Raw genomic sequence first — 14,927 nt, 5'->3', positions numbered from 1 at the left:
ATGCGGTCCCCATTCCCCTCGCCACGAGTCCTGACCGGCGTGCCGCTCGCCGGAAGCTACCCCGCCGCCGTGGCCCTCGTCCTGCTGGCACTCTGCCCCTTCCTCGTCCTGACGACGGCCACATCCCTGATGGCGCCCACACTGATGCGGGACCTGGCGGCCACCCCGTTCGAGCTCCAGGTGGCCATCGGCCTGGCCAACGCCGGATACGCGTTCGGCGCGGTCGCCGCGGCCGACCTCACCCAGCGCTGGCCGAGGCGGCGCGTCTACTTCGTGTGCGAGGTCGGCTTCGTCGCGGCCTCGGTGGTGGCGTTGAGCGCGCAGGGCGTCGGGCAGTTCGCCACGGGCCTGATCCTCCAGGGCCTGTGCACCGGCATGCTGCTCGTCGCCGCGCTGCCGCCGCTGATCACCCGCAGGAACATCCACGAGCTGCCCACCACGGCCATGGTCGTCAGCATCGGCCTCTTCGGCATGGTGACGCTCGGGCCGCTCGTGGGCGGGCTCATCGGCGACGCGGGCAACTGGCGGCTGCTGTTCGTCGCGCTCACCGTCCTCGCCGCCCTCGGCCTGCTCATCGGCGTCCTGACCTTCGAGACCAACGCCCCGCTCGCGCCAGGCGCGCGGTTCGACTGGTTCGCGATCCCCCCGGCCCTTGCCGTGACGGCGCTGCCGTTCTTCGGCGTCTCCTGGCTGACCCGCGGCACGTTCGGCAGCCTGGTCTTCCTGCTGCCGGTCATCGTGGGCGTGCTCATCGGCGTCATCCTCATCGTCGGGCAGTACCGCGCCAAGAACCCCCTGATGCCGGTCAGGCCCATCAGCAACACCCTCCCGGTCACCGGCATCGTCGCCGCGATGGTCACGGGCGCGGCGTTCACCACGCTCATCGAGCTGACCGAGTCGTATCTGCTGGTGGTCCCGCGCTACAGCCCCGTCAAGGTCGGCGCCCTGCTCACCGCCCAGCTCGTCGGGATCGTCCTGGCCTCCTACTGCTTCCGCCGCCTCGTGCTCACCCGCTGGACGCCGGTCTTCGCGCTCACCGGGCTGCTCAGCGTCGGCGTCGCGGCGCTGATCCTGCTGACGCTCACCCCGGGCAACGCGTCGGTGATCGTGCCGGTGGCCTCGTTCTTCCTCGGCTTCGGCGCGGGCGCCGGCGTGACCCCCGCGCTCTTCCTCGCGGGCTTCTCGGTGCCCGCGGTCGCGATCGGCTCGATCTTCGCGCTCGTCGAACTCCTGCGCTCCGAGGCGGCGTTCCTCGTGGGGCCGATCCTGCTGCACCTCGCGGAGGACGAGGGCATCGCCGACGGGTTCAAGGTCACCGTGGCCATCGTCATGTACATCGTCGCGGGAGGCGCGGCGCTTCTCGTCGCCCTCTATGTCACCGGCGGCGCCCGCCCGCAGGCCCCGAAGGTGCAGGAGTGGTTCGGGGGCCGCACCGCCGCCTACCACTCCCCGCCGCTGTTCTCACGCCTCAAGGGCTGACCCCGCCGGCGCGGTGCTCGCCCGCGGCTCGGCCGGGCCCCGCGGGCCTCCCCTCGATGCCCGCCCTGGCAGGGCCTTGCTAGGGTCGTCGTCGTTACTTCTGTTTTAGAAGTCACACTTCTGGTGGTCACAACTGGCGTGGAGGGCAACGGCGATGGGGACTTCCCTGTCCGAAGGGTTCGAGGGCAAGCGTGCCCTGGTCGCGGGCGGCACCAGCGGCACGGGGCGGGCCGTGGTCGCGCGGCTGGCCGCGGCGGGGGCCACGGTGCTCGTCACCGCGCGGCGCCCGGCCGACGACACCGACCCCGACACGTTCGTCGGCGGGGACATCAGCACCGCCGAGGGCGCCGCCGACGTGGTCGACGCGGTGCTCGAACGGCTCGGCGGCGTGGACGTCCTGGTCACCACCGTCGGCGGCAGCGACGCCCCCGCGGGCGGCTTCGCGGCCCTGACCGAGGACATCTGGCTGGCCGAGATGCAGCTCAACCTGCTGGGCGCGGTCCGCCTCGACCGGGGACTGCTGCCCGGCATGATCGAGCGCGGCTCGGGCGCCATCGTCCATGTGACCTCGATCCAGAGCCGGATGCCCCTCTACGACAGCACGCTGGGATACGCGGCGGCCAAGGCGGGGCTGACCACCTACAGCAAGGGGCTCGCCAAGGAGGTCGCCCCGCGCGGCGTCCGCGTCAACTGCGTGGCACCCGGCTTCATCCGCACCGAGTCGGCCGAGCGCCTCGTGGACCGCGTCTCCCAGCGGCTCGACGGCGATCGGGAGGCCGCGCTCGGGGAGTTGATGGACTCACTCGGCGGCATCCCGATCGGGCGGCCGAGCGAGCCCGAGGAGGTCGCCGAGCTGGTCGCCTTCCTCGCCTCCGACCGGGCCGCCTCGATCTCAGGCGTGGAGTACACGATCGACGGCGGGACCGTGGCCACGGTGTGAACGGCCCCGCCGGGCGCCGCCGATCAGGGGGCTGTGGCGGCGGGCAGGACGCAGGAGACCCGCGCGAACCCCAGGTCGCCGCCGCCGGGGGAGAGCGCCCCCGTGGCGGGGTCGCGGTCGAGGACGGCGACGGATCCGGTGGTCTGGTTGGCGATGTAGAGGCGCGTCCCGGCCGCGTCGAGGATCATGTGGCGCGGCCCCGCGCCCCCGCACGGGTGGGTGGCGATCAGCCGGGGGGCGGCCTCGTCGTCGCCCTCGACGGAGAAGACGGCGACGCTGTCGTGGCCGCGGTTGGAGGCGTAGACGAACCGGCCGTCGGACGAGACCAGGATCGCCGCGGGGAAGTTGCCCTCGGGCGAGGTGCCGTCGGGCAGCGTCGCGACGGCCGTGCCCGGGGTGAGGGTGCCCGCCTCGGCGTCATAGGCGCACGCGGTCAGCGTCGAGTCGAGCTCGCCCAGGACATAGACGGTGCGGCCCCCGGGGTGGACAACGAGGTGACGGGGGCCCGAGCCGGGCGCCAGCTTCACCTCGGCCTCGGGCGTGAGGCGCCCCGCGGCGGCGTCGAACGCGTAGAGGTGCACCGAGTCCGTGCCCAGGTCCACGGCGAACAGCCGCTCACCGCCCCCGACCGGGACCACCTGGTGGGCGTGCGGGCCCTCCTGCCGGTCGGGGTCGGGGCCCGAGCCGGTGTGCTGGACGACCTGGAGCACCTCGCCCGGGGCGCCGTCCTCGCCGAGCGCCACCACGCCCACCGTGCCCGAGCCGTAGTTGGCCGTGAACAGGTGGCCACCCGCCGGGTGCACGGCGAGGTGACAGGGGTGCGCGCCGCCGCTCGGCGCGCTGCCGAGCGGCGCCCCGACCGTGCCGTCGTCGGCCACGGCGAACGCGGTGACGCCGCCGTCGTCCTTCTCGTTGGCCGCGTACAGCACGGTGGCCCCCGCGGACAGGGCGAGGAACGAGGGGTCGGCCGTCGGCACCACCCCGTCGAGCGCCAGGGCCCCGCTGGCCTCGTCGGCGCTCGCGACCCCGATGCCATGGGCCGGGTCGCCTCCGCTGTAGGCGCCGAGATAGAAGCGGAACGGGTCCACCCGCGCCGGGCTCGCCGCGGCGCCCCCGGCGAGGGGCAGGCCGCCCGCGGTCGCGCCGATCACGCTGAGCATCGTGCGGCGTGAGACCTGTGGGGTCATCGGATTTCTCCTCGTCGAACGGTGTGTGTGGGGGAGAGCGCGGGGCCCGTGGTCGTGCCGGTACAGGATCACCGCCGTGCGGCCCCTGGGGAAGGGGCGTGGTCGGGTTCCGGGACCCGACGCGGGCCGCACATCCCATGTCTCGATGGGCTCGGCCGATCGCCCCTCCGGCAACTGCGGCCCTGGCCAGGGGCGTTGATCCGGCCCTGGACGGCGGGTCGATGGACGGACTATAAATCGGTCCTATGTATGCGCGAGAGAGGACCCTCACGTGAGCGACCAGGAATTCGCCGGGCTCGCCGCCGTCGTCACCGGCGGCGCCTCGGGCATCGGCCTGGCGACCGCCACCCTCCTCGCCCGGCGGGGGGCCCGCGTGGCCTGCCTCGACCTGGTGCCCGAGGTCCCCGAGCCGCTGATCGGCGTCCGCGCCGACGTCGCCGACGACGACGCCGTGCGCGCCGCGGTCGCCGAGGCCGCCACCGCCCTCGGCGGCCTCGACATCCTGGTCAACAACGCGGGCATCGGCGCCCGGGGCACCATCGAGGACAACTCCGACGACGAGTGGCGCCGCCTGTGGGAGGTGAACGTCCTCGGCATGGTCCGCACCACCCGCGCCGCCCTGCCGCACCTGCGGGCCTCCGCGCACGCGGCCATCGTCAACACGTGCTCGATCGCCGCCACCGCGGGGCTGCCCGACCGGGCGCTCTACTCCGCCACCAAGGGCGCGGTCCTCTCCCTGACACGCGCGACCGCCGCCGACCTCATCCACGACGGCATCCGTGTCACCTGTGTCAACCCCGGCACCGCGGACACCCCATGGGTGGCCAGGCTGCTCGACGCGGCCGACGACCCCGCCGCCGAACGCGCCGCCCTCGAGGCCCGCCAGCCGTCGGGCCGCCTGGTCAGCGCCGACGAGATCGCCGGGGCCATCGCCTATCTGGCCAGCCCCCGCTCGGCCGCGACCACCGGCACCGACCTGGCCGTGGACGGCGGCATGCAGGGGCTGCGCCTCCGCCCCCGCGCCTGACAGCGCGGGGACGCAGGCCCCGGGCCGGTCAGTCCGCCGAGAACAGCAGCGAGTCCACGTCGAACGAGTTGTCCTGGGCCGCCCTGAACACCGCGTACAGCCGGTGCGTCCCCGCGAGATCCGCCACGGCCACCGGCGGTGTCGACTCGTAGACGTCCCAGTCACCCGTGTTGTGCACCGGGGTGCTTGCCACCAGCTCACCCTCGGGGCTGCCCGCGCGCAGCTCGATCATTCCGCCGCCGTAAGGCGACGAGATCCGGTAGCTCACCGTGGCCGTGCCCTCGAGGCTCATGGGCTCGAACGCGATCCAGTCGCCGTCGCTGATGTCCCCGATCCGCTCGCCGTTCTCCGCGCCCTCCTGCGCGACGATCCTCGTGCCCGACTGGGCGTCGCGGTACTCGGCCTGCTTGTGCCGGGGCTCGAGCACCGCGCGGTCGTAGCCGGTCAGCGCCCCCGTGCCCTCGGCGCCCTCGTCGGTGTAGCGGGCGTTGATGACGTAGTAGAGGTCGGCGCCCTCGGGGTGGCCGCCGAGGTCGCCGGTGTCCACCGTGCCCTCGCAGCCCGGCAGGTCGGACGTCGCGTGCTCGTGGTCGTCATGGCCGAGTGCCGGGTTGACGAACACCCGTGAGCAGTCGATCTCGCCGTCCTCAGGGTCGGTGACCGTCACCCGGTAGGGGATCTGCTCGCCGAACTCGATGAGTCGGCCGTCCACCGGGAAGTCGATCTCCACGGTCGGGGCCGTGTTGCCCACGGTGATGGGCACGTTGTCGAAGCCGCTGTTGCCGTCGGGGTCGGTGACCGTCAACCGCGCCGTGTACTCGCCGGGCTCCTCATAGGTGTACGAGGCGTGGGGCTCGGTCGAGTCCACCGTTCCGTCGCTCTCGAAGTCCCACGCGAACGTCAGCTCCCCGCCGTCCGGGTCGCTCGTGCCCTCGCTGGAGAAGTCGACGGTGAGCGGCGCCGGGCCGTCGGTGACCGAGGCGGTGGCCGTGACGCGCGGCGATCTGCCGCCCGGGGTGTAGTCGATCCGGTAGAGCCCCGAGTCGTTGTTGCCGCCGCCGAACTCGGTGCCCCACTCCAGGAGGTAGAGCGACCCGTCGGGGCCGAACGTCATGTCCATCGGGCTGGCGAACTCCAGCGTGGACAGGAAGTCGTTGATCTTCAGCACGTCGTCGTCCGCGTCGAGCTGGATCTCCTTGATGTAGTCGCGGCCCCACTCGTAGAAGAAGTGCGCCCCGTCGAAGTAGGCGGGGAACTTGGTGGGCGAGGCGTTGTCCGGGTCGTAGTCGTAGACCGGGCCGCTCATCGGGGCCGAGCCGCCCTCGCCCATCTCGGGGAACTCGTCAGAGACGTCGTAGCCGTACCAGACCTGTGGCAGCTCGACGGGCGGCAGCTCGGTCAGACCCGTGTTGTTGGGCGAGGGATTGGTCGGGGCCGCGCAGTCGAACTTCTCGCCGACCTCGCCGGTGTCGGGGTCGTAGGGCGCGTACGGCTGGTTGTTCCCGTGGCAGAACGGCCAGCCGTAGTTGCCGGGCTCCTTGATGATGTTGTACTCCACCAGGCCCTCGGGCCCGCGCTCGGTGGTGGGGCCGCCGCGGTCGGGGCCGTAGTCGCTCAGGTGCACGAAGCCCGTGGCCGGGTCGACGTCGAAGCGGAACGGATTGCGGAAGCCCATCGCGTAGATCTCGGGCAGCGTGCGCTCCGTGCCCGGCGCGAAGAGGTTGCCCTCGGGGATCGTGTAGCCGCCCTCGTCGGTCGGCGTGATCCGCAGCAGCTTGCCGCGCAGGTCGTCGGTGCTGCCCGCGGTGCGCGCCGCGTCCAGCATCTCCTGGCCCTCGCGCCAGTCGATCGGGGCCCAACCCTGCCAGTCCGGCGAGAGGTTGGGCGGCACGTCGTCGCCCGTGCCCAGATAGAGCGAGCCGTCGGGCCCGAACGCCAGGCTGCCGCCCGTGTGCCCGGGCTCGGGATAGGTCCGGTCGCGGTAGGCGGGGACGTCGAGCAGCACCCGCTCGCTCGCGGGGTCCAGGGTGTCTCCCTCGACGGTGAAGCGGGAGAGCCGGTTGATGTCCTCTTCGGCGTCGGCGGGCGCGTAATAGAGGTACACCCAGCCGTTGGCCGCGAAGTCGGGGTCGAGGGCGAGCCCGACCAGGCCGTCCTCGCCGCCGGTGTAGACGTCGAGGGTGCCCGCGGTGACCGAGGCGTTGGTCGCGGGGTCGTGGATCCGCAGCTCCCCGCCGCGCTGGGCGTAGAAGACGCGGCCGTCGTCGGCGACGTCCAGCTCCATCGGGTCGGTCGTGTCGTCGTCGAGCGTCACCTTGTCGTAGTTGTCCCACACGGTGCCGCCGCAGTCGCCAGGCAGGGCCCCGGCCGCCCACTTCAGGCCGCCGATCACGTGCTCGCGGAACGGCTCCTCGGCGTACGACGCCGCGTCGTGGCCCATCGCGGTGGCCCACACCTTGCCGCCCTCGGCCTCGCGGCACCACGAGATGGGGTGGTCGGGGCCCATGGCCTCGCCGCCGGGGTCGTAGGTCGACTCGTCGGCGGTCACCAGGACATGGACGTCACCGCGGGGGTTGGCGTCGAAGTTGTACCACTCCTCGGGGCGTTCCCACCGCTCGGGCAGGCCCGCCGTCGAGGGGTGCGAACGGTCGGCGACATGGGCCGTTCCCTGGAGCACGCCGGGGGAGTGCGCGGGCATGTGCGCGCCGCCGTTGACCAGCTCGTCCCACCAGGGGAACTCCTCCTCGATGCCCATGTCCAGGGTGTTGTGCAACGCCACGACGCCGCCGCCCGCGGCCACATAGCCCTGCGTGGCGGCCCGTTGGGCGTCGGTCTCCCAGACCATGCCGGAGTTCTGGAGCATCACGATCGCGTCGAACCCGGCCAGGTCGGCGTCGTTGAAGATCGCCGGGTCGTCCGTCTCGACCAGCTCGATGTCGTGCTCGGCGGCCTCCTCTTCGAACATCTGGATGCCCGCGGGGATGGAGTCGTGCACATAGCCCACGGCCCGCGTGAACAGCAGGGCGCGGAACGCCGCGCCCTCGTCGGGCTCGTCGGCGGCGGCCGACGGCCACGCGCCGAGGGCGAGAAGGGGGGCGAGGGCGAGCGCCAGGGCGGCTCTCACCCGTTTTTGGGGCAGGCTGAACACAGTGGGGGTCCTCTCGTTGCGGGTGCGCCGCTCCCGGTGGGGGACAGCGGAGTGGCGTGGGGTCTCAGAGGGCGGCGATCGTCCGGCGCAGGAAGGCGAGCCCCTCGACGGCGATGGCGTCCTGGCCGTCCGCCAGGGGCCGCCACACGGAGGCGGCGACCGCGATGGTCTCGTTGTGCGCGGTGAACGACTCGACGCACAGCGGCCCTTGGTAGCCGCCGGTCGTCAGGGCCCGGAGGAACCCGGGCCAGTCCAGGTGGTCGGCGCCCGGGGTGCCCCGGTCGTTGGCGCACACCTGGACATGGGCGACGCGCCCCGCGGCGGCGTGGACCGCCGCGGGCAGGCTCCGCTCCTCGATGTTCTGGTGGTAGGTGTCGAGGGCGACGCCGATCCCGTCGGGCGGGAGGCCGTCGAGGGCGGTGAGCGTCTGGGCGACCGTGTTGAGCAGGCTGGTCTCGTAGCGGTTGAGCGGCTCGATCGCCAGGACCACACCGGCGGCGCGGGCGTGCTCGACCACCGGGGCGAGCCCCGCCCGCAACTCCTCGTAGGCGGCGGCCCGTTCGGCGGGGGAGAGCCGCCAGACGCGGCCGACGGCGGCGTAGAGCGGGCCCGCGACCACCGGGGCGCCGATCCCGTGCGCCGCGTCGACGCACCGCCTGAGGTAGTCACGGGTGGCGGCGACCGTGGCGGGCGTGGTGCGCACCAGGTCGCGCCCCGGCGGCATGACGCCGACGACCGCCGCGGGGGCGACGCCGTGGTCGCGCAGCAGGGCCGCGGTGGGTTCCGGCCGCCAGTCGCCCGCGTTCTCCAACGGCAGCTCGACCGCGTCGAAGCCCCAACGGGCAAGCCGCGGCACGGTCGTCTCCAGCGCCGCCGTGTCCACGGGCGAGTGCCAGATCCAGGGGTTCGCCCCGACGGTCAGGGTCGCCATCGTCAGCCGCCCCACGCCTGCGGATAGCCCGGCATGTCCTCGCAGCCGCACATCGCGTAGTGCAGCGGCGGCATGTCGGCGCGCACATAGGACTCCAGGTCGTCCTCGGTGATGGTCGGCTGCGGCAGGCGCCACTCCTCGGGCACCTCCTCGCCCGCCAGGACGCGCAGGGCCGCGATGACCGGGGTGCGCCACTGGAACGTCGGATAGGTGGGGGCGAGCGCGGTGAGGTCGCGTTCGCTCCACGCCTGGAGGAAGTCCTGCTGGTCCTCGCCGGTGATGGGCGGCACCTCCTCGCCCGCGTCCTCGAACGCCTCGATGGCCGCGACCGACGTGGCCCCCGAGTCCATCCACACCCCGTCGATGCCGCCGTGCCGCTGGATCGCGTCGGTCACCACCGACTTGGCGGTGGCCGGGTCGCCATCGGTGAACTCCACGTCCACGACCTCGAGTTCGCTCTCCTCGAAGGCCAGCTCGGCGGCGGACCAGCGGTTCTCGAGCACGTCGACGCCAGGCGAGATCCGCAGCGCCAGGATCTTGCCGCCAGGATCGACCTCGTCCACCAGGAAGTCCGCGGCCGCCGCGCCGTAGGCGTAGCCGCCGATGGGGTGGATGAACGTGACGGGGCAGTCGGTGTTCACGCCCCGGTCGAAGACGATGACCGGCACCCTGCCGCACGCCTCCTCGACGGCCGGGGTCAGCGTGGCCGTCGTGTTGGGGGAGACGATCAGCGCGTCGCAGTCCTGGCCCGCGAGCTCCTGGATGTCGGAGATCTGCTTGTCGTCCTGGCCCTCCGCGTCGATCACCGTGAACTCGGTGATCTCCTCGTGCTGCGCGACCTCCTCCTCCATGGTGGTCATGCCCACCTGCCGCCAGGGGTTGAAGACCCCGGCGTTGGAGAAGCACAGGTGGATGTCCGCGGCCTCGGCCTCGGGAAGCGCGTATTCCTCGGTGGGGATCATCTCAGGGATCAGCATCTGCTCCCACGGCCTGCCCTCGGGGCCCTCGGGGCTCCGGCCCATGAGCGAGAGCTGCTGGTCGTACTCCTCCTGGGCGAAGAACTCCGCCTCACGCCCGGCGTCATCGTCGGGCGCGCCCGACCCGGCGGGGGCCGAGGGGCTCCCGTCGGGCGGCGCGTCGCTCGAGCAGGACACCAGCAGCGAGGCCGCGAGCAGGACCGCGCCGAGCACGGACCCGGTCCGTTTCGCCGGGCTCGTTGATTTCACGGCGATCGTTGGTTTCACCGAGCTCGTCCGTTTCACCACACTGGTTCGTCGCATCACGAGGGGGGACCTCCACGGGAAGGGGAACGGCGGCGCAGTCGGGACCAATCGGCGGCTCCGAGCCCGACGGCGGCGATGACGATGGCGCCCTGAACGGTCGACTCCAGCGCGCCCGAGACGCCCTGGAGGTTGAGGAGGGTGAACAGCGCGGTCAGCGAGAACGCCCCGGCCATCGCCGCGACGACCGAGCCGCGCCCGCCGCCGAGCAGCACCCCGCCGAGCACGACCGCGGTGATGGCCTCGAACTCGAGACCCGAGCCCGCCTGGGCCGAGACGCCGGAGAAGCCGCCCACCAGGACGGCGGCCAGCGCGGCGGCGGCGCCCGAGAGGACGAACGCGACCGTGCGCACGCGGTGCACGCGCACGCCCGAGAGCGCGGCGGCGCGTTCGCTGTCGCCCGTGGCGATCAGGGTGCGGCCGAAGCCCGAGCGCATCAGGGCCACCGCCCCCGCGCCCACCACGGCGCACACCAGCACGGCCCAGGGGAGCCCGCCGAAGACGTCGTCGCGGCCGATCGCCCTGAAGTCGTCGGGCAGATAGCCCTGGGGCGAGCCACCGGTCCAGAAGAAGACGCCGCCCTCCAGGATCAGCATCATGCCCAGGGTGGTGATGAACGACGGCACGCCGAGCCCGGTGGTGATCAGCCCGTTGACCAGCCCGACCAGCGCGCCCGCGCCCAGCAGCACGGCGCACACGACCAGCCAGTGCGCCCCGGGGAACTCGCTGTACAGCTCGGCGGCCACGACGACCCCCGCGGTGACGATCGCGCCCACCGAGAGGTCGAACTGCCCGCAGACGATGACCAGATACTGCCCCGCCGCGAGCAGCACGAGCGGCGCGGCCCTGCGGATGAACGCGAGCAGCCGGTCGGGCTCGTAGAACCCCGGGTCGGTGACGGCGAGCGCCACCAGCAGGGCCGCGAGCAGCGCATAGACCGGCGCGCCGCCGCCGAGCAGGGCGGCGATCCGCGCGGGCCGTCCCGGGGCTTTCGGGGTGGTGGGGGTCTCGGTCGTCACGCGGTCCTCCTCGGGGCGCCGCGCCGCCTGCGCCGGGTCCAGACGGCCACGGCGGCGATGATCACCACGCCGCGCAGCACGTTCTTGAAGAACGGGTCGACCGACAGCTGGTTGAACACGCTGTCCAGCACGGCCAGGACGACCACCCCGCCCAGCGTGCCGACCACCCCGCCCCTGCCCCCGGCGAGCAGCGTCCCGCCCAGTACGACCGCGGCGATCGACTCCAGGTCGTAGCGGGCCTCGGTGCCCGCCCACGGCGACCCCGTGCCGAAGCGCGCGGCCAGGAAGAGCGCCGCCGCGCCCACGCACAGCGAGCACAGCACATGCGCGAGGATCACGGTCCTGTGCGTGCGCACGCCCGAGAGGCGCGCGGCGTGCTCGTCGCCCCCGGTGGCGTACATGTGGTGGCCCAGGCGCGTCCTGCGGCAGATGAGCCACAGCGCCACGGCCACCGCGGCCAGCAGGAACACCGAGACGGGCAGGGGGCCGATCCGGTCGTAGCCGAGGCGCCGGAACGTCCCCGGCACCGACCCCGCGGGTCCCGTGTAGGTGTCCTCGATCCAGCCGCGCAGGATCAGCGCGGTGCCCAGGGTGGCGATGAACGCGTTCACCCTGAGCCCCGTCACGATCAGCCCGTTGGCAAGACCGACCGCGCCCGCGAGCAGCAGCACGACGAGCACGGCCCACGCGATGTTCCCCTCCCGGCCGTCCATCGTCTCGGCCGCCACGAGCGTGCCGAGGCTGACGAGGTAGGCCACGGAGAGGTCGAGCGAGCCGGTGAGGATCACCATGGTCTGGCCGAGCGCGATCAGGCCGAGGGCCACGCAGTTCTGGAGGATGATCGTGACGTTCGGCTGCGTCAGGAAGTCGCCGCCCCGCGCGTTCACCACGATCCAGCCGAGCAGCGTCACGCCGAGCGCCGCGAGCCACACCCCGACGGCCGGGTCGGAAAGCCGCCAAGCCAGCCGGGCGGCGAGCCTCCCGGTGGACGACGCGGCTGGGGATCCGGCCGTCATCGGCGTTCACCGCCCTTCCTGGCGAGCGCGGTCCTGTCGGTGGTGGCGAGGCGCATGATGTCCTCCTCCGAGGCGCCCGCCGGCAGCTCACCGGCGAGGTGCCCCTCGGCCATCACCAGGAGGCGGTCGCTCATGCCGATCAGCTCGGGCAGCTCGGACGAGATCAGCAGAACGGCGAGCCCCTCGCCCGCCAACTCCCTGACCAGGGTGTGGATCGCGGCCTTGGCGCCCACGTCGACGCCCCGCGTGGGCTCGTCGAACAGCAGCACCATCGGCCGCGCCGCCAGCCACTTGGCGATGACGACCTTCTGCTGGTTGCCCCCCGAGAGGAACCGCACCTCGCGGCCCGCGCCGTGCCCGGCGCCCGCGAGCCTGACCCTGGCGAGCAGCTCGGCCAACGCCCCGTCGCCCGGCGGCCTTTGACGCCCCGGAACGGCCCGCGTGACCAGCAGCGCGTTGTCCCGGACCGACTGGCGCAGCGCGAGACCCTCGCCCTTGCGGTCCTCGCTCACCAGCGCGATCCCCGCGCCGATCGCCTGCCGGGGGCGCCGGGGGCGCAGCGGGCGCCCGGCCACGGTCATCGTCCCCGTGGTGAACGGCGCGGCGCCGAACAGCGCCCGCGCGAGGGAGCTGCGGCCCGAGCCCTGGAGGCCCCCGACGCCCAGGATCTCGCCGGGGCGGAGCGATAACGATATCCGCGCGAGCCGTTCGTTCCCGGCGTCCTCCACGGTCAGCACCGGGTCCCCGACCCGCGCCCGCGCGGCCCTCGGCGGGTAGTACGACGTCAGCTCGCGGCCGACCATCGCGCGCACGACGGCGTCCATCGTGGTGTCGTCGGTCGCCACCGTGGTGACCGCGCGACCGTCCTTGAGCACGGTGATCCGCCGCGCGAGCGCGAAGACCTCGCGCAGCCGGTGCGAGATGTAGAGGATGCCGAGGCCCCGGGCCGAAAGCCGCCGCACCAGGTCGCACAGCGCCGCCACCTCGTGCTCGGCCAGCGCGGCCGTCGGCTCGTCCATCACCAGGATCCGCACGTCGGCGGCCAGCGCCTTGGCCACCTCGACCATCTGCTGCCGCGCGACGGACAGGTCGCGCACCGGCGTGCCAGGGCCGATGCCCACCGCGCCGAGGTCGTCGAGCAGCTCGGCGGTGCGGCGCTCCATGGCGGCCCGGTCCACGAGGCCGAAACGGGTGGGCTCGCGCCCGAGGAGAACGTTCTCCGCGACGGTGCGGTCGGGGAGGAGCGCGAGCTCCTGGTGGATGACGCCGATGCCCGCCGCCTGGGCCTGCGCGGGATGCGCGAACGTCCTGACCTCGCCGTCGAGTTCGATCCTGCCCCCGTCGGGCGTGTGCTCCCCCGAGAGCAGCTTCATGAGCGTGGACTTGCCCGCGCCGTTCTCGCCGACGACGGCGTGGACCTCGCCGGGGACGAGGTCGAGGGTGACGTTGTGGAGGACCCGGTTGCCGAGGAAGCTTTTTGTCATGTCCCGCATCGTCAGCATGGGGGCAATGTCGAGGCGGAAGTAGGGACTGTCAAGGCGTCATGCGCGGGTAATAACGCAGAAAAGTTTCCAACTTCCGTCCACCGTCAAGCAGCTTTCGCCTCTGAGAGGCCAAAGTGTGTCCCCTGGAGGTGTCATGTCCTCACCACTGACGCCACACGGCCCCACGGCCCCCGCCCCGGTCCCCACCGCCGCGTCGCTCGGCTCGCCGGGCCACATCCTGGCCCTCGTCACCGGCGGCGCCGCCGAGACCCGCGCCGATGTCGCCCGGCTCACAGGACTGGCGCGCTCCACCGTCTCCCAGCGCGTCGAGGCCCTGATCGCCCACGGATTCCTCGACGAGCGCGCGGAGAAGGAGTCGGCCGGGGGGCGGCTGCCACGACGGCTCTCGCTGCGCACCCGCGACCACCTCGTCGCGGGCGTCGGCCTCGGCGCCACCCACTGCCGGGTCTCCCTGCTGGACATCGGCGGCGAGGAACTGGCCACCAGGGAAGACCCGTTGCTCATCACCGAGGGGCCCGACGCGGTGCTCGACCACGCCGCCCGCACCCTCGCGGAGCTGCTGAAGGAGGCGGGCCGCCCCGCCTCGTCGCTGCGCGCCATCGGCGTGGGCGCCCCCGGCCCCGTCGAGGCGCGCACCGGGCGCCTGGTGGACCCGCCGATCATGCCGGGCTGGCACCAGTACCCCATCCCGCGCTTCTTCGCCGACCGCTTCGGCGTCAACGCCCTGGTGGACAACGACGTCAACATGATGGCCATGGCCGAACAGCGCCTCGTCTTCCCGCACATCGGCCACCTGCTCTTCGTCAAGGTCGGCACCGGCATCGGCTGCGGCCTCATCGCCGACGGCCGCCTCCACAGGGGCGCGCAGGGCTCGGCGGGCGACATCGGGCACATCAGGGTGGGCGTCGACACCACGCCATGCCGCTGCGGCAACATCGGCTGCCTCGAGGCCGTCGCCGGGGGCGCCGCGCTGGCCCGCAGGCTCACCGGCTCCGGAACGCCCGCCACCTCGGGCAGCGACGTCGCCGCCCTGGTCCGCTCGGGGAACCACGAGGCCGTCCGCATGGTGCGCGAGGCGGGCCGCTGCGTGGGCGACGTGCTGTCGGGGCTCATCAACTTCTTCAACCCCGAGGCCGTGGTCCTCGGCGGCGCCCTCTCCGCGGTCCGCGACCAGCTCATCGCCGGGGTCAGGGAGGCCGTCTACGAGCGCTCCCACCCGTTGGCCACCCAGCACCTGCTGATCGAGCCCAGCCGCACCCGGGGCAGCGCCGCCGCCCTGGGCGCGGCGCTGCTCGCCACCGACCATGTGCTCTCCCCGGCCCGCGTCGACATGGTCGTCGGCCGCGCCATGTGAACGGTCGACCGGGGCACCTGAGCGGCCGGTCGTGTCTACCG

At 73.1% G+C, this 14,927-nt stretch carries 11 protein-coding genes; 4 read left to right on the top strand and 7 right to left on the bottom strand.

Annotated features, from left to right (window positions below; translation table 11 throughout):
• Together D7318_RS26545 and D7318_RS26540 are read left to right on the top strand one after the other, a co-directional pair.
• Nucleotides 1–1,479, top strand: coding sequence for an MFS transporter (locus D7318_RS26545; RefSeq protein ID WP_120699743.1), 1,479 nt, complete (start codon nt 1–3; stop codon nt 1,477–1,479).
• A 154-nt stretch (nt 1,480–1,633) separates the two neighbouring features.
• Nucleotides 1,634–2,419 (top strand): SDR family oxidoreductase, encoded by a 786-nt coding sequence (locus D7318_RS26540; RefSeq protein ID WP_120699742.1) that lies wholly within the window; start codon nt 1,634–1,636, stop codon nt 2,417–2,419.
• Nucleotides 2,420–2,442: 23 nt separating this feature from the next.
• Here the strand turns inward: D7318_RS26540 and D7318_RS26535 are convergent, their stop codons facing one another.
• On the bottom strand, nt 2,443–3,606 hold the full coding sequence (locus tag D7318_RS26535) for a lactonase family protein (RefSeq protein ID WP_120699741.1): 1,164 nt from the start codon (nt 3,604–3,606) through the stop codon (nt 2,443–2,445).
• A 271-nt stretch (nt 3,607–3,877) separates the two neighbouring features.
• On the opposite strand from D7318_RS26535, the gene D7318_RS26530 reads away from it, so the two are divergent.
• Nucleotides 3,878–4,633: an SDR family NAD(P)-dependent oxidoreductase gene (locus D7318_RS26530; protein ID WP_120699740.1), complete on the top strand. Its 756-nt coding sequence runs from the start codon at nt 3,878–3,880 to the stop codon at nt 4,631–4,633.
• Between the two features lie 28 nt (nt 4,634–4,661).
• Here the strand turns inward: D7318_RS26530 and D7318_RS26525 are convergent, their stop codons facing one another.
• The 6 genes from D7318_RS26525 to D7318_RS26500 form a co-directional block, all read right to left on the bottom strand.
• Nucleotides 4,662–7,757, bottom strand: coding sequence for a ThuA domain-containing protein (locus D7318_RS26525; RefSeq protein WP_230424111.1), 3,096 nt, complete (start codon nt 7,755–7,757; stop codon nt 4,662–4,664).
• A gap of 88 nt (nt 7,758–7,845) precedes the next feature.
• Nucleotides 7,846–8,712 carry a sugar phosphate isomerase/epimerase family protein gene (locus D7318_RS26520; RefSeq protein ID WP_120699767.1) on the bottom strand — a complete coding sequence of 289 codons (867 nt, stop codon included), beginning with the start codon at nt 8,710–8,712 and terminating at the stop codon, nt 7,846–7,848.
• A 2-nt stretch (nt 8,713–8,714) separates the two neighbouring features.
• Nucleotides 8,715–9,992, bottom strand: a complete 1,278-nt coding sequence (locus D7318_RS26515; protein ID WP_120699739.1) for a substrate-binding domain-containing protein — start codon at nt 9,990–9,992, stop codon at nt 8,715–8,717.
• Nucleotides 9,992–11,011, bottom strand: a complete 1,020-nt coding sequence (locus D7318_RS26510) for an ABC transporter permease (RefSeq protein ID WP_408055536.1) — start codon at nt 11,009–11,011, stop codon at nt 9,992–9,994. Before D7318_RS26510 ends, D7318_RS26515 begins: the two co-directional genes overlap by 1 nt.
• Nucleotides 11,008–12,027, bottom strand: coding sequence for an ABC transporter permease (locus tag D7318_RS26505; RefSeq protein WP_120699738.1), 1,020 nt, complete (start codon nt 12,025–12,027; stop codon nt 11,008–11,010). Before D7318_RS26505 ends, D7318_RS26510 begins: the two co-directional genes overlap by 4 nt.
• Nucleotides 12,024–13,529 carry a sugar ABC transporter ATP-binding protein gene (locus D7318_RS26500; protein WP_120699737.1) on the bottom strand — a complete coding sequence of 502 codons (1,506 nt, stop codon included), beginning with the start codon at nt 13,527–13,529 and terminating at the stop codon, nt 12,024–12,026. Before D7318_RS26500 ends, D7318_RS26505 begins: the two co-directional genes overlap by 4 nt.
• 136 nt (nt 13,530–13,665) lie before the next feature.
• Here D7318_RS26500 and D7318_RS26495 point away from each other — a divergent pair, with 136 nt between their 5' ends.
• Nucleotides 13,666–14,886, top strand: coding sequence for an ROK family protein (locus D7318_RS26495; RefSeq protein WP_120699736.1), 1,221 nt, complete (start codon nt 13,666–13,668; stop codon nt 14,884–14,886).
• Nucleotides 14,887–14,927: the final 41 nt, after the last annotated feature.

Source organism: Streptomyces radicis (assembly GCF_003626575.1).
Taxonomy (GTDB): domain Bacteria; phylum Actinomycetota; class Actinomycetes; order Streptomycetales; family Streptomycetaceae; genus Streptomyces; species Streptomyces radicis.
Note: the sequence above shows the minus strand (reverse complement) of the source record. Positions and strands in the feature narration are given on the sequence as shown.